The organism is Clostridium sp. DMHC 10 (assembly GCF_001270375.1).
In the GTDB taxonomy this organism is placed as follows: Bacteria; Bacillota; Clostridia; order Clostridiales; family Clostridiaceae; genus Clostridium_S; species Clostridium_S guangxiense.
This window is the reverse complement of record NZ_LGVB01000015.1, coordinates 2761694-2782339: the sequence shown is the minus strand read 5'-3', so window position 1 is coordinate 2782339 and position 20646 is coordinate 2761694. Positions and strand designations below refer to the sequence as shown.

15 protein-coding genes and 5 pseudogenes are annotated in these 20646 nt (G+C 31.8%); 11 read left to right on the top strand and 9 right to left on the bottom strand.

Annotated features, from left to right (window positions below; all coding sequences use genetic code 11):
• The first annotated feature begins 93 nt into the window (after window positions 1-93).
• The 4 genes and pseudogenes from AGR56_RS15415 (at window position 94) to AGR56_RS15400 (ending at window position 5015) form a co-directional block, all read left to right on the top strand.
• Window positions 94-1557 (top strand): glycoside hydrolase family 68 protein, encoded by a 1464-nt coding sequence (locus tag AGR56_RS15415; protein WP_053242962.1) that lies wholly within the window; start codon window positions 94-96, stop codon window positions 1555-1557.
• Between the two features lie 174 nt (window positions 1558-1731).
• A complete protein-coding gene (locus tag AGR56_RS15410) occupies window positions 1732-3276 on the top strand; it encodes a glycoside hydrolase family 32 protein (RefSeq protein ID WP_053242961.1) in 1545 nt (514 codons plus the stop codon).
• A gap of 134 nt (window positions 3277-3410) precedes the next feature.
• Window positions 3411-4648, top strand: a pseudogene (locus tag AGR56_RS15405) (glycoside hydrolase family 68 protein).
• Window positions 4649-4745: 97 nt separating this feature from the next.
• A complete protein-coding gene (locus AGR56_RS15400; protein WP_053242960.1) occupies window positions 4746-5015 on the top strand; it encodes a hypothetical protein in 270 nt (89 codons plus the stop codon).
• A gap of 82 nt (window positions 5016-5097) precedes the next feature.
• On the opposite strand, the gene AGR56_RS15395 is transcribed toward AGR56_RS15400, so the two are convergent.
• Together AGR56_RS15395 and AGR56_RS15390 are read right to left on the bottom strand one after the other, a co-directional pair.
• A complete protein-coding gene (locus tag AGR56_RS15395; RefSeq protein ID WP_053242959.1) occupies window positions 5098-5745 on the bottom strand; it encodes a cyclase family protein in 648 nt (215 codons plus the stop codon).
• Between the two features lie 158 nt (window positions 5746-5903).
• A complete protein-coding gene (locus tag AGR56_RS15390; protein ID WP_053242958.1) occupies window positions 5904-6803 on the bottom strand; it encodes a helix-turn-helix domain-containing protein in 900 nt (299 codons plus the stop codon).
• A 165-nt stretch (window positions 6804-6968) separates the two neighbouring features.
• Between AGR56_RS15390 and AGR56_RS15385 the strand changes: the two genes are divergently transcribed.
• Window positions 6969-8528: an alpha-amylase family glycosyl hydrolase gene (locus AGR56_RS15385; RefSeq protein WP_053242957.1), complete on the top strand. Its 1560-nt coding sequence runs from the start codon at window positions 6969-6971 to the stop codon at window positions 8526-8528.
• 93 nt (window positions 8529-8621) lie between these two features.
• Here the strand turns inward: AGR56_RS15385 and AGR56_RS15380 are convergent, their stop codons facing one another.
• Entirely contained in the window at window positions 8622-9956 is a 1335-nt protein-coding gene (locus AGR56_RS15380) for an amino acid permease (RefSeq protein WP_053242956.1), read from the bottom strand.
• 857 nt (window positions 9957-10813) lie between these two features.
• A pseudogene (locus tag AGR56_RS22145) lies at window positions 10814-11263 on the bottom strand (staygreen family protein); the annotation flags it as partial.
• Between the two features lie 207 nt (window positions 11264-11470).
• Between AGR56_RS22145 and AGR56_RS15365 the strand changes: the two are divergent.
• Together AGR56_RS15365 and AGR56_RS15360 are read left to right on the top strand one after the other, a co-directional pair.
• A complete protein-coding gene (locus AGR56_RS15365) occupies window positions 11471-12079 on the top strand; it encodes a sugar O-acetyltransferase (RefSeq protein WP_053242955.1) in 609 nt (202 codons plus the stop codon).
• A 456-nt stretch (window positions 12080-12535) separates the two neighbouring features.
• Window positions 12536-12823 carry a hypothetical protein gene (locus AGR56_RS15360; protein ID WP_242851476.1) on the top strand — a complete coding sequence of 96 codons (288 nt, stop codon included), beginning with the start codon at window positions 12536-12538 and terminating at the stop codon, window positions 12821-12823.
• A 106-nt stretch (window positions 12824-12929) separates the two neighbouring features.
• Here AGR56_RS15360 and AGR56_RS19750 read toward each other — a convergent pair.
• A pseudogene (locus AGR56_RS19750) lies at window positions 12930-13270 on the bottom strand (DUF4317 family protein); the annotation flags it as partial.
• 924 nt (window positions 13271-14194) lie between these two features.
• Here AGR56_RS19750 and AGR56_RS15345 point away from each other — a divergent pair.
• Window positions 14195-14383: pseudogene (locus AGR56_RS15345) on the top strand (methyltransferase domain-containing protein); the annotation flags it as partial.
• A gap of 528 nt (window positions 14384-14911) precedes the next feature.
• The gene (locus tag AGR56_RS15340; RefSeq protein WP_053242951.1) at window positions 14912-17287 is read left to right on the top strand and encodes a phosphoketolase family protein; all 2376 of its coding nucleotides are present in this window, start codon (window positions 14912-14914) and stop codon (window positions 17285-17287) included.
• 382 nt (window positions 17288-17669) lie between these two features.
• Here the strand turns inward: AGR56_RS15340 and AGR56_RS15330 are convergent, their stop codons facing one another.
• From AGR56_RS15330 to AGR56_RS19735, 3 genes and pseudogenes are all read right to left on the bottom strand, one after another.
• Window positions 17670-17849 (bottom strand): hypothetical protein, encoded by a 180-nt coding sequence (locus tag AGR56_RS15330; protein WP_053242949.1) that lies wholly within the window; start codon window positions 17847-17849, stop codon window positions 17670-17672.
• Between the two features lie 142 nt (window positions 17850-17991).
• Window positions 17992-18114: a hypothetical protein gene (locus AGR56_RS22980; RefSeq protein ID WP_278279657.1), complete on the bottom strand. Its 123-nt coding sequence runs from the start codon at window positions 18112-18114 to the stop codon at window positions 17992-17994.
• A 547-nt stretch (window positions 18115-18661) separates the two neighbouring features.
• A pseudogene (locus tag AGR56_RS19735) lies at window positions 18662-18872 on the bottom strand (PhzF family phenazine biosynthesis protein); the annotation flags it as partial.
• Between the two features lie 20 nt (window positions 18873-18892).
• Between AGR56_RS19735 and AGR56_RS19730 the strand changes: the two are divergent.
• Window positions 18893-19114: a winged helix-turn-helix transcriptional regulator gene (locus tag AGR56_RS19730; RefSeq protein ID WP_157055782.1), complete on the top strand. Its 222-nt coding sequence runs from the start codon at window positions 18893-18895 to the stop codon at window positions 19112-19114.
• A gap of 239 nt (window positions 19115-19353) precedes the next feature.
• On the opposite strand, the gene AGR56_RS15320 is transcribed toward AGR56_RS19730, so the two are convergent.
• Window positions 19354-19989, bottom strand: coding sequence for a flavodoxin family protein (locus AGR56_RS15320; RefSeq protein ID WP_053242948.1), 636 nt, complete (start codon window positions 19987-19989; stop codon window positions 19354-19356).
• Window positions 19990-20205: 216 nt separating this feature from the next.
• Here AGR56_RS15320 and AGR56_RS15315 point away from each other — a divergent pair, with 216 nt between their 5' ends.
• Window positions 20206-20547: a helix-turn-helix domain-containing protein gene (locus tag AGR56_RS15315; protein ID WP_053242947.1), complete on the top strand. Its 342-nt coding sequence runs from the start codon at window positions 20206-20208 to the stop codon at window positions 20545-20547.
• Window positions 20548-20646: the final 99 nt, after the last annotated feature.

Sequence of the window (20646 nt, the reverse complement as noted above, 5' to 3'; positions counted from 1 at the left end):
ATGTATATGTTGAAAGGGGGATAACATAAATGTAAAAAAATATATCTACAATTTATTTTGGTAGGGGAAAATGATTATTTGGAGGTTTTAGTAATGAATAAGTTGAAAATTGTAAAGCGTATTTTAATTGGTTCTATAATTTGTAGTGGACTTATAACTCAGCAAATTTTTGCTGCAACTAGTAGTATGGATTATAAAGAGACATATGGAATTTCTCATATTACTCGTTATGATATGTTAAAGATACCTGCACAAGAAAACAGTCCACAATTTAAGGTACCTCAATTTAATGCATCAACATTAAAAAATATAGCTTCAGCAAAGGGTTATGATAAAAATGGTAATTTGATAGATTTGGATGTATGGGATAGCTGGCCACTGCAAAATGCAGATGGAACAGCAGCAAATTATCATGGATATCATGTTGTTTTTGCTTTAGCAGGTGATCCAAAGAACCCGGATGATACTTCTATTTACTTGTTCTATCAGAAAATTGGTGAAACGTCTATTGACAGTTGGAAAAATGCAGGTAGAGTATTTAAAGATAGTGACAAATTTGCTGCCAATGATTCTTATCTTAAGTATCAAACACAAGAGTGGTCAGGCTCTGCAACTTTAACATCTGATGGTAAGGTTCGTTTATTTTACACAGATTTTTCAGGAGCTGCAAAGGATGGAGGAACAGATGCTAGTAATCAAGTTTTAACAACCGCTCAAGTAAATCTATCTATACCAGATGCAAGTACCCTTAAGATTGATGGTGTAAGTGATCATAAGTCTGTTTTTGATGGAGGAAATGGGACAATCTATCAAAATGTTCAGCAGTTTATAGATGAAGGGAAGTGGACTTCTGGTGATAACCATACCTTGAGAGATCCACATTATGTTGAAGATAACGGTCATAAGTATCTTGTATTTGAAGCTAATACAGGAACAGAGGATGGCTACCAAGGAGATAACTCTTTATTCAACAAAGTTTTCTATGGTGGAAGTGAAGGTTTCTTTCAAACAGAAAAAGATAAATTATTAGTTGGCACTAAAAAGCACGATGCTTCTTTATCTAATGGAGCACTAGGTATTATTGAATTAAATAATGATTACACATTAAAAAAAGAAATGAAACCATTAATTGCATCTAATACCGTAACAGATGAGATTGAACGTGCTAATGTATTTAAAATGAATGGTAAGTGGTATTTATTCACAGATTCAAGAGGATCTAAAATGACAATTGACGGAATAAGTGCCAGAGATATATACATGTTAGGATTTACTTCAGATTCTTTAACTGGACCATACAAACCATTAAATAAAACTGGTCTTGTATTAAATCTAAATATTGATCCTGCTGACACAACATTTACGTATTCTCATTTTGCTGTACCACAAACCAATGGCAAAAATGTAGTAATAACAAGTTACATAACAAATAGAGGACTATATACGGATCATCATTCTAGTTTTGCACCAAGCTTTTTACTTAACATTCAAGGAACAAAAACATCAGTTGTATCAAATAGCATACTTGAGCAAGGACAACTTACTGTTGGCAAGTAAGAAATATTAGGGTGTGGCTTAAAAGAATGTTGATAAAAACTTATGCCATTAATAGACTCTAACATACAATATCAACACTTATTTAAAGCATAGCAAAATATTAAAATGCCGATATCTTATCGGCATTTTTTACATGTAAGTTTTGTATATAAATGAGTAAGGGAATGCATTAATTTGAAGAGAAAAAAACTTAAATTATTAACCGTTTTAATGATTTGCACTGCTGCAATATTACTTGTATTATTATTTTTTTATAGGGAAAACAATAATAGAAGTAAAGCTACTGTTTTTCAAAAGCAAAATTATAGAGAAGTGTATCATTTTACAACTCCTAGCAAGTGGAAAAATGATCCGCAAAGACCTATATTTTTTGACGGAGAGTATCATTACTATTATCTATATAATAAGAATTATCCAAATGGCAATGGTACTGAATGGCGTCAGGCAATATCTAAAGATTTAATAAACTGGAGGGATGAGGGAGTAGCTATTCCTAAATACACAAATAGGAATGGAGACATATGGTCGGGATCTGCTGTTGTCGATGTACAAAATACAGCGGGTTTTGGAAAAGGTGCAATTGTTGCTATAGTAACACAACCTTCTGCGAGTGGTAGTCTACAGGAACAATTTCTTTGGTACAGCACAGATAAAGGAAGAACATTTAAAGCTTATAGTAATCAGCCAATAATACCTAATCCAGGAACAAAAGATTTTAGAGATCCAAAAGTTATTTGGGATATCAAGAATAATAAATGGGTGATGGTCTTAGCTGAAGGGACAAAAATTGGTTTTTATGAATCTCATAATTTAAAAAGTTGGCAATATACAGGCGGTTTTTTGACAGATAATATAGGTATTGTAGAATGTCCAGATATTTTTATGTTGCAAGCAAATGACGGAAATTATAAGTGGATTTTAGGTGCCAGTGCTAATGGTAAAGCTTCAGGTAAACCAAATACTTATGCGTATTGGGTAGGAAGTTATAACGGAAAAGAATTTATTGCGAATGAAAGTGAGCCTCAATGGCTTGATTACGGTTTTGACTGGTATGCAGCTGTGACCTTTGATAGCGGCATCAGTAGTGACAAATTTAGAAAACGCTATGCTTTAGCATGGATGAATAACTGGGATTATTCCAATAACACACCAACAATGCAGAATGGTTTCAATGGAATGGATTCTATTGTGCGCCAAATTGGCTTAAAAAAACAAGAAGACAATACATATAGTTTATTCTCACAGCCTGTTGAAAAATTGGATAGCATTATAACATCAACTGATTATTTTAAGCAAATTTCAGTGACAGGATCAAAGCTTCTTAAAGTTCAAGGTAAAGCGTATCAAGTTGATGTAGATATTAGCTGGATATATGCAAAGAATGTAGGACTTAGGCTTCGAGAATCAGCAGATAAAAAACATCATATTGATGTTGGAATCTTTGCTGAAGGTCAATATTCTTATGTGAATAGAGCTTATACAGGAAATCCAGATAAAAGTGGAAAATATGTTGAAAGCAGAGCAGCCTTCGATAAAAATAAGAAGAGCGTTCATTTAAGAATTTTAGTGGATAAAGTAAGTGTAGAAGTATTTATTGATGATGGTAAGGTAGTTTACTCAAGTGAGGTATTTCCTAATTTAAATGACAAAGGAATAACCCTTTTCTCTGTTGGAGGTAAAGCCACCTTTAAAAATATTATAATTAAGCATATTGATTAAATATATATTTTCAAAATGTGGAACTATAAGAGAAAGCTCAATTAAGTACATAATATTAAAAGATAGGAGAGGTTTATTTGAAAAAAGGAGAAACTTATAAGAAAATATTTGTCTTAATAGTTAGTTTGGGAATAGTGCTGACTATCTTTTTAATATTAAGTCATAATGCAATTAATTTAGAACATACTAGTATTTGGTCACGCCAGCAAGCGCAAGGTTTCGAACTTACAAAGGAAAATACAGCACCTAATATTAATCCGAATTTTAAACTTGTAGCTCCTAATCTTTGGGTTTGGGATACTTGGACACTTCTTAAAAGGGATGGTTCTCCAGCGGTAGTTGATGGGTACAAGGTTATTTTTGCCTTAACTGCACCTAGAAACGTAGATTGGAATAAACGCCATGATGTTGCAGTTATAAGTTATTTTTGTTCAAAGAATGGTAAGGATTGGATGTATAAAGGTCCAGCTTATAGTGTAGAAGATGCTCTTGGGTCCAGGCAATGGGCAGGCTCAGCTATGCTTGATGAAAATGGAAGGGTTCAGTTTTTCTATACTGCTACTGGCAGAAAGGGAGAAGCGGTTAGAACTTTTGAGCAGCGATTAGTTAAAACTACCTTTAATATAAGTGCAAATAAAAATGGAGTTCATATTTCAAATTGGAGTAAACATCAAGTTATTCTTGAGCCAGATGGCGTATACTATCAAAACATGCAGCAAGCAAAAGGACCCATAATATATTCTTTTCGTGATCCATATTTTTTTGAAGACCCTAAAACTGGAAAGGATTATTTGCTGTTTGAAGGAAACAAAGGTGGAAATACTGAAAGATTAAAAACTGAAAATATTGGCGATGAGTTATTTCGTAAAAATCATACAGTACCATCGGGATCAGAAAATTTTAATGGAAATATTGGTATTGCTGTTGCAGAGAATAGGGAGTTAACAAAATTTAAATTATTGCCGCCATTACTTGAAGCAGTTGGTGTCAATCAGCAGCTTGAACGTCCAGAGGTTGTAGTTAAGGAAAATAAATACTACTTATTTATTATAAGCCATAGATTTACTTATGCTCCAGGGCTAAATGGTCCAGATGGTTTATATGGTTTTTGGGTAATTCTTTGCGCAGTAATTATAAACCTTTAAATGGAAATGGACTTGTAATAACCAATCCAGCTAATGATCCATATCAAGCATACTCGTGGTATTTAGTATCTGGACATGATGTTATAAGTTTTATAAATGAATATCATGTTAATGGACAGCTTAGATATGGAGGAACCTTTGCACCAACCTTGCAAATTAGTTTAAATGGAGATAAATCGAAAATTATGGGGGAGTTTGGGGAAGGAGTAATTAACTATTCATACTAGTTAAAAATATGATTTTGATACAAGTTTCCGCTGTCAGAATAATTAACTACTTTTAAGTCATAATAAAAATAGAACTAATCTATGGGAGGATAACATAATGGAAAAAATTGATGAAGCAATTGATAGAATTAGGGAACTTGAATGTGCAACGGGAAATTTAGAAGATAGAGTTGAAGAAATACTAGAAGATTATAGAGTTGCAAATAAAAATCAAATTAGTGTTAAGAGAGATAAGCATCTCGACAAGGACGAATCGCAGGCATATCGAGTTGAAATAGCAGGTCAGAATCAGCCTATTATAGTGTTAGCTAAATCAGGATATGATGATTATGTTGCAAAAGTTACAGATGCTTATAGTAAATCATGAATTATAGAGATAAAAATGCACAGTTTTAATGTCCGAATTGTGCATTTTTATTATTTTAATTGTAACTGTATATGTATATGTTTTAATCATTTACTATAGCAATTGCACGAATAGGTGCGCCATCAGAGTTTTCATATTTTATTGGAAGGGCACAGAAGGTAAATAACTCACTTCCAATTTTGTTTAGGCAAGTTAAGTTTTCAATTACAACTATATCATTTTTAGCGAAAAGTTTGCGATGTATAGTTAAGTGATCATCTGAAATAGGATCTATACCTATTACATCTAGCCCAACGCCTTTCTTTTTACTTTGGATTAAATATTCAGCAACTTCTTCTGTGATATATGGATATTCCCCAAAATAGGATCTTGTTCCCCAAAGTTTATCCCAACCAGTATTAAATAAAATAAAATTCGCCTTATCAGCTTTTTCCTTTACAGATTCAATATAGTTCATAGTAATTCTTTGTCCTTCTTTTAAATCACTACAATCAATAACTAGTCCACTGCCTACAAATTGAGTTATTGGAAGTTTATCTAGAGTAGTTCTTTGGGCAAATAAATGTGCAGGTGGATCCATATGTGTTCCCGTATGAGAGAACATTGTAAGTAAAGTTTCCTTAAATCCATTTTTTTCATAGGTATTTGCCACTTCTAATTTTGGTCCATCTGTACCTGGATAGACAGGCATGCCTTTTGAAATAGTATGTGTTAAATCGATAATCTTCAAAATAAAACCTCACTTTTTTATAATTGTTTTAGTTAGTCCAATTATAGCACAAATAATGATGTAATAAAAAATATTAAGTGGTGCTTTAAAAGAATGGAATTAGTTTTTATATAATATTATGCATGATGGATTGCTTTGGTGTTATTCCAGGCTTATTTTTAATGTTCCAAAGCACTGTTATTTTGCAATTTTTTCTTTCTATAAGATAAAGGAGTGCAGCCTATCAATTTTTTAAAGGTTCGAATGTAGTAACTAAAGTTTTCAAAACCATTTGCAAAGGCAATATCCATAATTGATAAATCCGTATTAGCGAGCATGTCCATAGATTTTTCTATGCGAAGCCCTTTTACATATTCAATAAAGGTTTTTCCAAAGTTATCTTTAAAGAATTTGCAAAAATATTTTGGTGACATGTTAAACTCGCTGGCAATGGTTTTTAAGTAAATTTTGCTGTTATAATTTTCGTATATATATGAAGTGATATTTTTTAACAAGTTTAATTTATTATATTTAGCCAAAGAAATACTAGATTTTCTTTCCTTTATAAGATCTCCCTTTACCGAAAGATATACTATTTTCAAAAGTGATATCTTAGTTGCAAATTGATATGCAGTTTCTTTTGAAAAGTTTAAGCGAATTAAAGTTTCTAGTTCACTAAGTATTTCTTCATAAACTTCTGAGTTAGTAGGAAGTTTATTTACGAATATAATATCTTGATTATAAAGAGACTCAAGATATGAGCTTTCTACAAGATCCTTCATTTCAAAATTTAGATATTGTATAGGAAATAAAAATGCATGGTACAAGGTTTTAGTATCTTCTGAGTACATTTCATGCAGTTCCTCCTCATTGATAATAAATATGTCACCAGGTGTGCCCACATACTGTTCATTATTGATGTTAATAAAAAGTTTCCCGGATTTTACATATATTATTTCAACATAGTTATGCCAGTGGTGTAAAACAAACATTTTGGCGTTTTCGTTATGCATATGATAAATTTCAAATGGATATAATGATGTTCCGTGAGATTTTTCTTCTTTTAGGGAGTAATTCATGCTTCTCAATCCTTTCTATTTTTTATTGTATCAGATTTCTCAATCTCTTCAATGGTTACTTGCGAATATTATGTTATTTTAAATGAATATTTTGCAAGAATTAATGATTATATATTGATATTATGTTATTGAAAATTACATTTGTATATTATAGGAGGAATTATTATGTCAAAATGGCTTGACAATGCTGTATTTTATGAAATTTATCCCCAAAGCTTTAAAGATACCAATTCTGATGGTATTGGAGATATTCAGGGTATTATAGAAAAGTTAGATTATGTTCGAGAGTTAGGCTGCAATGCAATATGGCTTAATCCGTGTTTTGCTTCTCCTTTTTATGATGCTGGTTATGATGTTGAAGATTATTTTAATGTAGCCCCGCGCTATGGAACAAATGAAGCTTTAAAAGAGTTATTTGAAAAGGCACATGAAAAAAATATGCATGTGATTTTAGATTTGGTGCCTGGACATACTTCTGTTAAACATCCTTGGTTTAAGGAATCCATGAAACCAACAGAAAATGAGTATACAAATAGATATGTTTGGACAGATGATATTTGGACAGATTTTAAGGATGTTCAAGGTGTCTTTGGATCTATTCGTGGAATGTCTGATAGAAATGGATGCTGTGCAGTGAATTTTCTTTCTATGCAGCCAGCACTTAATTATGGATTTGCAAATCCACAGGAGAGCTGGCAGTTTTCAACTTCTTCAAAGGAGGCAATTGCTACAAGGGAGGCCATGAAAGAAGTAATGAGTTTTTGGCTTAGTATGGGCTGTGATGGTTTTAGAGTAGATATGGCTGGCTCACTCGTAAAAAATGATGATGATAGTAAGGAAACTATTAAATTGTGGCAGAATTTTAGAAACTTTTTGGATGAGAAGTTTCCAGAAGCAGTGCTTATTTCTGAATGGGGAGAGCCAGAAAAGTCATTAGAAGGTGGTTTTCATATGGATTTTCTGCTCCACTTTGGAACATCTAACTACATGGATTTATTCAGAAGTGAAAATCCTTATTTCTCAAGAGAGGGAAAGGGGGATATATCTAAGTTTGCTAATAAGTATATGGAAAATTATAAACTAACTAATGGAAAAGGACTTATGTGTATTCCTTCTGGTAATCATGATATGCCAAGAATTGCACATAAATTGGATGATGAAGAGCTAAAAATAGCTTTTGCATTTTTACTTACAATGCCTGGAGCACCTTTTATATATTATGGTGATGAAATAGGAATGAAGTATTTAGAAAATATTACATCAGTAGAAGGCGGTTATGCAAGAACAGGTTCTCGTACTCCAATGCAGTGGGACAACACTGTTAATGCAGGATTTTCTACTGCTAAAAAGGAAGATTTATATATCATGCAGGATCCAGATGAGGATAGACCTACGGTAAAGAGGCAGATGGAAACTGAAAATTCCTTATATAAAGAAGTAAAGAGATTAACTAATTTAAGAGTTGAAAATGAACCTCTTTGTTCTAATGCAGGAATAGAATTTTTATATGCTGAAGAAAAAACTTATCCATTTATTTATAAGAGAACTGGAAAAGAAGGAAGCATATTAGTTGTGTTGAATCCTTCAAAAAAGGAGGCTTCGTGTGAAGTAAATGAGAATTTAAGCTGTGAGGTAATTTACTCAAATAATGGTGAGGCTGTTATAGATAAAAGCATTATTACCGCGCCGGCTTGTTCTGCGAGTATATTTAAAATAATGAAATAATTTAAGTGAAGGGTTTTAACGCACAAGGCGAGTTAAAACCCTTCACTATTGTGATTGCTTCTAAATATTTGTATTTAATGTTCTGAAGGATTATTACTTAACGTTTCTTTTTATTAACATATAAATAGGAATTCCTAAAGCGGTTACTGCTAAACCATATAGAGCATATGCAGTACTGTTAATTAAAGTGCTAATAAGTATGTATACGCCGCCTCCTATACCCACAATTGGAACTATAGGAAATAGGGGGACTGTATAAGGTCTATTAATATCCTTGTGTTTCGATCTTAATATAAATATACCTGCAACTGTCATTACAAAAAATATCCACATAGTAAATACAGCTAGATTTGTTAAGGTTTCAAAAGAACCACTAAATACATATAATGAAGATAGTGCTGCTTGGAACAATAGAGCATTTATTGGAGTCCCAAATTTAGGACTGATTTTCCCAAAGAAATTTGAAAATGGAAATAATCTATCTTCCCCCATAGCAAAAGGAACTCTTACACCAGTCATTAAGTAACCATTAAGTGTACCTAATATAGATATCATAATACCTGCTGCAATTAGAGCAGCACCTTTACTGCCAAATAATATAACTGCAGCATCAGAAGCTGCTTTTGGGGAGGTTATAACCTTTTGAACTGGCATCGTTTTTATAATTGCTATATTTATCAATATGTAAACACCAATTGTGATTGTTAATCCAATAATTATAGCCCTAGGAATATCCTTCTTTGGATTTTTAAGTTCTCCTGCCATGTTACTAACGTTAGCCCAACCATCATAAGCCCACAAAGTACCAAGGATGGCGGCTCCAAAGCCTGATAAGCCTATAGTTATATTGGAGGAGGAAGATACTGCTGTAAAGCCTTGGGATTTACCCTCTATAAGTCCAAAAACAATAATAACAAAAATGGGTATTAGCTTCGCTATTGTAGATATAAATTGCAACTTGCTGCCAAGCTTAGTTGAAATTATGTTTATAATAGTTATAAAAAATATAATGATGATAGCCAACATTTTTTGATTGATAGGTGATAGCGATATAAAATATGTTGCTTGGGTTACAAAAACTATTGATAATGCTGCTAAAACACCAGGAGTGTAAACGATTGTTTGCATCCATCCAAATAAAAATGCCCATTTTTCGCTGTAAAGCTCTTTTAGATATACAAATATGCCACCAGTTCTAGGCATGGCTGCTGCAATTTCTGCTATTGTAAGTGCGGAGGCTATTGTAATTATACCTCCAACTGCCCATGCCAGTACTCCTAAGATTGAGGTCCCTGCGTTACTGAATACTGAAGATGCTTTAAAGAAAATCCCTGATCCTATCACTACACCTACAACCATTGTAATAGCTTCTAATAAGTTAATTTCTTTTTTTAATGATTTTATGTCTGAGTCGTTGTTTGATTTCAAAGCTTATGCATCCTTTCTTTAGCTGCTTATTAATTTAAACTTTAGCTTAGTACTAGCTAGATATAACTAATATATTATAAAGCAAGAGATTAGTAATGTCGAATGGTATTTTTAAGGGTATGAGATATTAAATTTGTGCCAGGCACAGCGGCTAGCATCCTTGAAGATGCAAATTTTTCTCCGTCCCAAGATAGAAGGTTTTGAATATATCCTAGAGTATCACTGTTAGAAGTGCCTATGATGCGCTGAAAAGCCAGCAAATCATAGTAATTAAGCTTTTCGTTATTTACAAGTGAAACTAATGCTCCCAAACCTAACACTTCTCCCTGCAAAGGCTTCTTTAGCTTGCCATCTTCAGAGTAGTACTGGGATAAATATCCACGCCCTTTATAACTTATATCTAATATGAAAAGCTTATCCAGCGTAATATTAGCAACATCAACTTTATAAAGGGAAGCATAATCTACTGTATATTTATATTTTTTGTTATAATCATCAAAATTAAAAATTTCTTTAAAATAATTATTTTTAAAGGAATAAACATAAAAGAAACCATATCCCCCACTGCCACCTGAATCAATGCTTAGTTTTATATCATTTATTTTGTCTTTTGTAAAATCACCTAGAAATATTTTGGCATCATACCCCGAATTAAACTTAGGAGTGATGATTTCAACTTTGTGTGTACGCCCATCTTCAATTACAACAGTAATGTTGTCAGCGAAAATTTCTGATGGAGCTTTTTTTATACCATACAAGGATACTTTATCAGGTATTTTATCTCCAGTTACATCACCTATTTTAACATCAAGTAGATACTTATTTTCATGGAAGCCCCTTTTTTTATTAGGATTTGTAATATCATAATTTGAAAAAGTTCCCCAGTTTTCAACTTTATTGAGCCGCGGATTGACCGAGATGAAGGAAACCATTATTGGAGATTCGTCTAATTTAAGATGTGCATTAAAAAATTTTCTATCACCATATCTAATGGCTTCTAAAGCAAGAGGTAGTTCACGTCTAAAAATATAATTTCTTATGGCAGATTCTTTAAAGCCAAGCTTACCATCTACATGCAAGTACACATAGTAAATATAATGCTCATCTTTTTTCATCCATTCGCCAAGCACTTCATCTCTTATATTTTTATCAACTTTGTCATAGGCATATATTAATCCAATGGTTAAAAAAAGCTCTGCAATTATATCAGAATGAGTAAGAGTATAACGCCTGGGAATAATGGGTTCTGTATCGGTGATCCATTTTCTAAACTCTACTGAAAGTTTTTCTGGTTTTAATTTACTCATTTAATTTGCTCCTTAATATTTCTAATATAAGTATTATATGGTGACTAAAGGTATTGTGTTCAGGATAGGACATAATTTAAGAGTTTAATAAAAATAATACTATTGTATTATTTTTCAATAATATAATACAAGAATTTATACGACCATAATGCTATAATGTGAGAAAATTATAGGTATAGTAATATAAAGGAAAAGGAGAATTTAAAAATGAATCAAAAGGAAAGAATGATGGAAGAATTACCATATAAAGCATGGCTAGATGGACTTAGCGAAGATAGAATGGAAAATAAACTAAAGATATATGATTATAATTTACTTCGTCCAGATCAATTAGAAAAAATGGATAAAATGATTAAAGATATAATTGGAAGAACAGGTGAAAATATTTTTATAGAACAGCCATTTCATTGTGACTATGGCAAAAATATTGAGGTGGGAAATAATTTTTTTGCAAATTATAACTGTACGATATTAGACGTTGGAAAGGTGATAATAGGCGAAAATGTTCAGTTTGCGCCTAATGTATCAATCTATACAGCAGGACATCCAATTCATCCAAAGTCGAGAAATTCTGGCTATGAGTATGGCATTAAAGTAACAATAGGCAATAATGTATGGATAGGTGGTAGTGTTGTAATAAATCCTGGTGTTAATATAGGAGATAATGTTGTAATAGGTTCTGGCAGTGTTGTTACAAAAGATATACCGGATAATGTTATTGCAGTTGGAAATCCATGTAGAGTGATACGAGAAATAACGGATGCTGACAGAAAGTACTATTTTAAGAATAGAGAATTTGATGTTGATGATTATTAAAAATTAACCTAAAGTTAAGTTTTGGTGCAACATTCTCATATTTTTTAAATTTGAATTGGTAACCTATGTTACGGACATAATAAAATAAGTGCAGTAAGCTTTAGATAAAATAAGAATAATTTAGGACAAATAGCTATGGGTGGAAAATTCTTTAAGAATATAGAATTTGCAAAGAAGTTGGCACTTAAGGAAGAGGTTAGTTATGCCAGCTAATGTTCCACATGCTTTAAGAGCAACTGAAAAATTTAAAATGATGCTTATAGTAGTAAAAGGTTAATGAAACTGAGGATGAGGGGCAATATATATGATTGATATAAATAATTTTATAAGACAACACAAGGATGTTATAGAGGATATAAATGAAATTGAAAAATAATAAATAGAAAGGATTATAAAAAATATTCAGATGATTTTGTTTCACATATAAATAGTTTAGCAGGTAAGCTTAAAATTCACTTGAGTTATGAAGATAAGTTTCTATATCCAAATTTAATTAATGGAGAAGACACACAATTAAAAAATATGGCCAATTTATATATGCATGAAATGGGCGATATATCTAGCGTTTTTACAGATTATAAAAATAAATATAATACTAAAAGTAAAGTTAATGATAGGCTCAATACCTTTGAGGCAGATACAAGCGATATACTTAATGATATAAAAAATAGAATTGCAAAAGAGGAAAACGAATTATATAAATTAATCGTACAAAAAGGGGGCTGTCGCACTAAAAATTGTTAAATCATGATTATAATAAATATTGCGAATTAATTGGAGTTAAGGGTTTTAACTCGCTTTGCTCGTTAAAAGACTAACTTTTTCACTTATGTGAAAAGTGAAGGGTTTGACGATTTTCATCTTCAAGATATCCAAGGGCCGGTTTTGCAAGTGACACCGGACATATTGCACATAAAATGTACTCATAAACTTCTTCAGATTCATCTAATTTTGAATTATCTGTAGTTTTTTTCATGACATCATAAGCATCATCTTTTAATTTACTCATTTTCAATCCCATTAAAGAATGCTGTCTACCACCTACGTTTTCTTCATCAAGAGGAAAGTTAAGTTCTAAAAGGTTATTACCTACTGTTCCTGATAATGTTTTTTTGCAATCTCTAAATATTTAAAGAACTCGTCCTTTTTTAAACGTCTTTTTAATCTAATATATCTTTTTTTCTCATATATAGCTCTCTCTTTCAATTCAGGTTGTTTATTTATAGGAGCATGTGAAAATGTATATGTATTCTTTCTTACGAGTCGATCATAAGGCTTTATGTTCGGTATAGTAGAATCTATAGAATACCTTTTTTCACATCCTTCTATATTATAATACATTCTATAAAAATAAAGTAACTGTATCTCAAACAAAAATCAATTTACTATATTTCATTTAATCAATACTCTTTTGGGGAAACACTCATCACCCTTTTAAATTGTCTCATGAAGTAATTGCTATCATCACAACCACTTTCATAGGCTATATCGGAAATTTTTAGCTTACTTTTTCTTAGCAGCACGCATGCATATTCGATACGCAGCCTAAGTGCATGATTCATATCATTCAGCAGCATACATATTGTCAAAGATAAAATGCTGGGGGAATTTAGTTAATTCAATGTCATACTGGGTATTTTCTGATATTTTTGAAGAACCAGGTCCACCAAAATCACATTTTCACTGAGGTTTTGGAATTATACCTGTGCTGAGCAAAAGGATGTCCCAAACCAAGTATATTACAAGAGAGACTTACCATCCCTACCTGCTGGAAAAGTTCAGTTATGTTTGTCCACTTTAAAACCAGGCAACCATCAATTGACGGTATACAGTGTAGGATATAGGCAAAATGATGTTTATCTCGTAACTATAGAGTAAAATCAAGTAAAAAATTGCAAAGCAGCTCTAATAGTAGAGGCTCTTGTCTTCAGTAAAAAGCTTTAGCTCAATGGCTTTTCTACCTTGCATTTCAGAAGCTGAACGAACATCCTTATAACTAGTTTTTGTTGCTATCTTAACAAAGGCAGCAATAAACATTAATTATATAATATAATGTCTATTAGAACACAAAATAATTGTAGCTAATAACTTCTAATATAATAATGGATGGGGAGTTTAGAAAACAATAAGCGTGCAAAAATCTTAGATGTTGGTTCAGGAACTGGCAAATACTCTGTTGAACTGGCCAATGAATGCTATGATGTTACTGCAATTGAACTTGTAAAACACAATTTAGGAGTTTTAAAGTCGAAGGGAAGTACCGTAAAAGCATATCATAGAACGGTCTTAGATTTATCAAGATTTTCATGGGTCTTTTAGTTTATAAAAATAATTTAATAACTGTACTTTTGAGTATTTAATATATTTTACACTTTTTAACAAAATATATGCTTACTAGTCAACTTGTACCGAACATGTTTGTTACTAGTTCTAATATTTGTGAAATCATTGACAATATGCTCATGATAATTTATATTAAAATACCTCATTTAATTTTTCAAAATACTAAATCTTTCTTTTTATAACACAAAAAATTTTTTTTGACAAAAATATCTTGAATTATATCGAAAAAAGCCTTATTATAATACTGTTAAATAATAAACAATGATTTATAATTTTTTTATTTATAGAGAAAAATAATCTCACACTGTGTATATATTTTATAATTTTGTCAGTGATAATTGCTATTTTTCAAGGTATAGTATGTCGTTACTTGTACGTACAACTGCCTGTTTATCATTGGCCAATTTAACTTACCAATAATTTCGCTTAGTGAGAAGTAATCAAATTTATTTGCTTTGCGAAAAAAAACATATAAAGGAGACTTATAAAATGACGAACATTGATTACTCTTCTGAAAGTTATTTAAAAAAAGTAGACGCATATTGGAGAGCTGCCAATTATATTTCAGTCGGACAATTATATCTTAAGGGCAATCCTTTGCTAAGAGAACCACTAAAACCTGAGCATGTAAAAAATGCCGTTTTTGGTCATTGGGGTACAATTGCTGGACAAAACTTCATTTATGCACATTTAAACCGTGTTATTAACAAATATGATTTGAATATGTTATATATTTCTGGTCCTGGCCACGGCGGACAAGTTATGGTTTCTAATTCTTATTTAGACGGAAGCTATAGCGATACTTACCCTGAAATTTCTCAAGATATAAAAGGCTTGTCAAAATTATACAAGCAATTCTCATTTTCAGGCGGAGTTGGTTCACATGCAACCCCTGAAGCTCCTGGTTCAATACATGAAGGTGGAGAATTAGGTTATTCTATAGTACATGGCTTTGGAGCTGTCCTCGATAACCCTGATTTAATTGCTGCTGTTATTGTTGGTGATGGTGAAGCAGAAACAGGACCTTTAGCTACTTCTTGGCAAGTAAATAAATTTATAAACCCTGTTACAGATGGTGTTATATTACCAATACTTTATTTAAATGGATTCAAAATCAGCAATCCTACAATTATGGCTCGAATGACTGATGAAGAATTACAAAAATACTTTGAAGGCTTAGGATGGGATCCAATCTTTGTTGAAGGCGATGACCCTAAAGTAATGCATCGCTTAATGGCTGAAAAAATGGACGAAGCTATTGAAAAAATCCAAAGGATTAAGAGAAGAGCTGCTGAAGCAAATGATATGTCCAGACCTAAATGGCCAGTTATCCTTGACAGAACCCCTAAAGGATGGACAGGTCCAAAGGAATTAGATGGCAAACCAATTGAAAGCTCCTTCCGTGCTCATCAGGTTCCAATTCCTTTTGATAGCAAGCATATGGAACTTGCAGATGAATTCACAAAATGGATGAAGAGCTATCGTCCAGAAGAATTATTTACTGAAGATGGTAAATTAATAGATGAAATTGCAGAGATTATTCCTAAGGGTGATAAACGTATGTCTTCTAACCCTTCAACAAATGGTGGAAAAATCATGAAAGCTTTACGTTTACCAGATTATCATGATTATGCCATCAATAATGAAGTTAAGGGTAAAAGCGTTGCACAGGATATGCTTGTCTTAGGTAAATATGTACGTGACGTTATGAAATTAAATAAAAAAGAACGTAATTTCCGTGTTTTCAGCCCAGATGAAGCTGCTTCAAACCGTCTATATGCTATGTTTGAAGAAACAAACCGTCAGTGGGTAGGAAAAATCAATGAACCTTATGATGAATGGCTAGCTCCAGATGGACGTGTATTAGATTCAATGCTTAGTGAACATATAGCAGAAGGTGCTTTAGAAGCTTACCTATTAACTGGCCGTCATGGTTTCATTCATAGTTATGAATCATTCCTACGTGTTGTAGATTCAATGGTTACACAACACTTTAAATGGTTGAACCAATGTGAAGATATTCCTTGGAGAGATAAAATTTCTTCTTTGAACTTAATCATGACTTCACACATCTGGCAACAGGATCATAATGGTTATACTCACCAAGATCCAGGTATGCTTGGACATTTAGCTGATAAAAATTCCGGCTTAATTCATGAATATTTACCACCAGATGCAAATACTTTACTTGTAACCTTCGATAAATGCTTGAGAAGTGTAGGACAAGTAAACTTATTAACAGCATCAAAACATCCAAGACAACAATGGTTTACTATGGATGAAGCTGAATACTTAGTTAACAATGGTTTAGGAATTGTTGATTGGGCAAGTACAGACAAAAACGGAGAAACAGACATAGTATTTACAATGGCTGGAGATACTCCAACACTTGAAGGCTTGGCTGCTGTACAATTGTTACATGAGTATTTACCTGAACTTAAAATCAGATTTGTAAACATAGTTGACTTATTAAAATTACAATCTCCAGAAAGCTATGAGCATGGTATCTCTGATGAAGAATTCAATATGATATTTACTACAGATAAGCCAATTATCTTTGGATTCCATGGCTATGAAAACTTAGTAGATACTTTATTCTTCAAACGTGCTAACCACAATGTTTCTGTCCATGGCTACAGAGATAAAGGTGAAATCACAACTGGCTTTGATATGCGTGTATTAAATCAGTTAGATCGTTTCAGTCTTGTAAAAGATGCAATTTATCATTTACCACAGTTAGGTAACAAAGGTGCTCATATCATCCAAGAAATGAATGAAAAATTAGATATGCACACTAAATATGTACACGAAAACGGTGTTGATTTACCAGAAATCGCTAACTGGGAATGGAAGGGTCTTAACTAATTCTAGAATAACAAAGGAGCTAGAACGCTACTTTTAGTGCTCTAGCTCCTTTAACTTCTATGGATTATATTCAGCAAAATAGTTATAAAAAAAGAACTTTTAAACTCTTCACAATTTTGTCTTGTGTTTTCTTATCAGCAACCAATAATAAAAACTTCTTTTCATATTTCTTTGCTTCAATTTTGTTATTCATTTTACTATAGCACATCTTATAAAGGTAAAGCAGCTGTGCCTTTGGGCTTATATATTCAGTATCTATGTACTTGTTAATGTGCGACTGAATGTTACCATTCATTTCAATAGCTTGGTAGGAGCTTTTTCATTAGGTGCAGCTTCAATAATACAGCCTGTTCCACTATTTCCATCACTCCAGATATGTCCATCACCTATTGCCATACTGCAGTCCCATTTCATAGTGAGCACCCAACAAGCTAACTTGTACATGTACATTCTTTCGCTTGTATGCATACTCTTGTCTAAAAGTTAATTTTTCACCAGCTTTGTTAGCTTTAAATTGAACATCTTTATATCTGATTAACGGATCCACTGAATTAAAACTCATAATTATGCCCCCGATAAAAATTAATGCTACTAAAATTTTAAAATACAAATTGTAAATAAAGCGATTGTTGATAATGCTAGAAAAATTAAAGAAACTTCCGCTTTCTTTTTTCTTGATTCCATTACAAGTTTATCATTTTTGCTCATAGAAGATGAATATTTCCTTCTACCAACAAATATAGTAATAATCCATTAAACCCAATAGCCATCAACAACCTTTTATTGCTATTTACAATATCGGTGCTTTCCTCCAAATGTTTCATCATGTTCGAATCTCCTTTCAGCAATTCATCTAAACTAATGCCATAGATATCACTCAATCTGATTACACTTATAATATCTGGATAGCATTTTTCATTTTTCATTTTTCCAATTTGATATTGTCTGCCTAGATACCTATATTTTCTCTGCCACCTTTTCTTGAGTTAATTCAGAATCTATTCGTGCTCTTTTTAATTTATTTCCAATTTCCATAACAATACTCCTTCCATAAACATATTCTCACATTTAAGAAAATTCGTCTATCAAACCTTTTTTACATGATGTTTTTTCAATGTCAAAATACTTTTACATGTCCATTTTTATAAGCTTCAGGGCTTTATTTTAACATTATCACTTACACCAAGCTTCTTATTAATTTTAGACCTTAGCCTTAAACAATAAAAACCTACAAACAATTTTAAGCCACAGACTAGACCTTTTAGAAAAATATAAAAATAATATTACCTTAGAAGATTGCGTTGTAGTAAAAAAGCAAAAAGTGAAGAGTTTAGGATATATAACATGACAACACTGCGTCATATATTATTTTATTTAATCATTCAACACTAATTTGGATTTAAACACTATTATCCGCATTTCCAAAGACTTTAACTTCTACCGGCTCTTTATCTTCTATTTTTACCTCAACTTCAATAATACCTGCCCTTTTTATAGCTTTCCCCTGCTTAGCCTTAAATTTAAGCAAAGAATTGTTGTGATAAACAAGACTATGATGTACAAGATATGCACCTAAAGGACCATTTGGAAAGAAGGATAAAAGATATGACTGAAAAATTTCCAAATCAGAAAGAAATGCAAAAAGATTTTAATTGCTCTTTAGTCTTTACTATGACTGTAATTGGAAGCAAATGGAGAGCTATAATATTATGGCACATATTAAATAGTAATCCTATACGATATGGTAAGCTAAAAAAGACTATTCCTAATATAAACCATAAGGTACTAGTTCAAGAATTAAAAAAATTAGCACAATTATGTAGTTGAGGCAAAAAATATATGGATTAATTCTAAATAAAAAATAATTTTTAGTTCAATCAAGAACTGCTCCATCCGCCCCATAACTTTTGTTGTTTTTAATTGGATTCATAACAATAAATAAAACTTAAATTTTCTACTTTAGAACTGCTTTAAATAATTCTGTTTCTCCAGCTTTAACCTTTTTAACATTTCCTCACTGAAAATCAAATTGGAATTTTACATTTTTTAATAGATATTCTCAAGGCTTATCTTATAAAATTTGTAAATATTTTATTTTCCATTTTATTTTCTTCTACCTCGCCTTTTCCTGAATCAGCAAGTTTTAATAACCATGCCATATTTTTACCCAAAACTCTCATGATTTGCATTCCTTCTTCATCTTGTACTGCTTCTCCTGGTTTTGTACCGTGAATCACATTCCAATAATTTGATGTTGGCATTATCATCTCTGAATAGCTTATATAGTTGTTTAACTGATTAAATACCGGAACGCCACCAGATCTTCTTACAGCAATAACGCTTGCTCCTACTTTATGCCTAAGCATACCATTATTTACTGATGTAACTAAAAATGCACGATCCAAAAATGACTTCATTGTTCCTGCTATAGCTGAAAAATGTACAGGAGAACCTAAAATAATACCATCGGCTTCTTTCATTTTTTGAATCCAATCATTAACCTCATCATTTTGAATAGCACATCTTTCATTCATATTTCTGCTGCACCCACCACAGTCTAAACATCCACGTATTATCTTATTACCAACATGAATAATTTCTACTTCTATATTCTCCTTCTCTAATTCTTCTGCTACAGCTTTTATTGCATGATATGTGTTTCCATTCTTTTTAGGACTTCCATTAAAAGCGACTACTTTCATACATATACCTCCATATAATCTTTAAATGATAAGGCTATTATAGGGCTCAATAATTTCAGTGACAAGTACGCACTTTTTTGTTAGATAACTTACCTATAAGTAGGAATTATTGTAATAACTGAATTGTACTCACTTTATTTATTTTAAATATTTAATTTGCTATTATTAAATAAGTTAGTTTATACTAGTTATAAAATATTGAAAGCAGGTAACAAAATGGTAAATTATAATGGTAAAAGTTATGTATGCTTATTAGACTTTGCAATGGATTTTATAAGGGGTAAATGGAAGGGTGTATTATTATGCCATTTATACAACGGACCAAAACGATTTTTAGAGCTTCAAAGAATGACCGAAGGAATAAGCCAAAAAGTATTAAACGAAAAACTTAAAGAATTAGAAAATGACGGATTAGTAGATAAAATAATCTATCCTGAAGTCCCACCTAAAGTTGAATATTTTCTTACGGATAAAGGTAAAGATCTCACTAAAGCCATTAAAGAAATTGAAGCTTGGTCTATTAAATATTACTCTTACTTAGGTGACAGTTGCAAATAGCATTATAATTCACTTTTTAACACTATATTTTTCAAATTCTCTTTGAATAATCGAAATTATATAAAAAAGATGCAGTAGACAGTTTTGCATCTACATAAA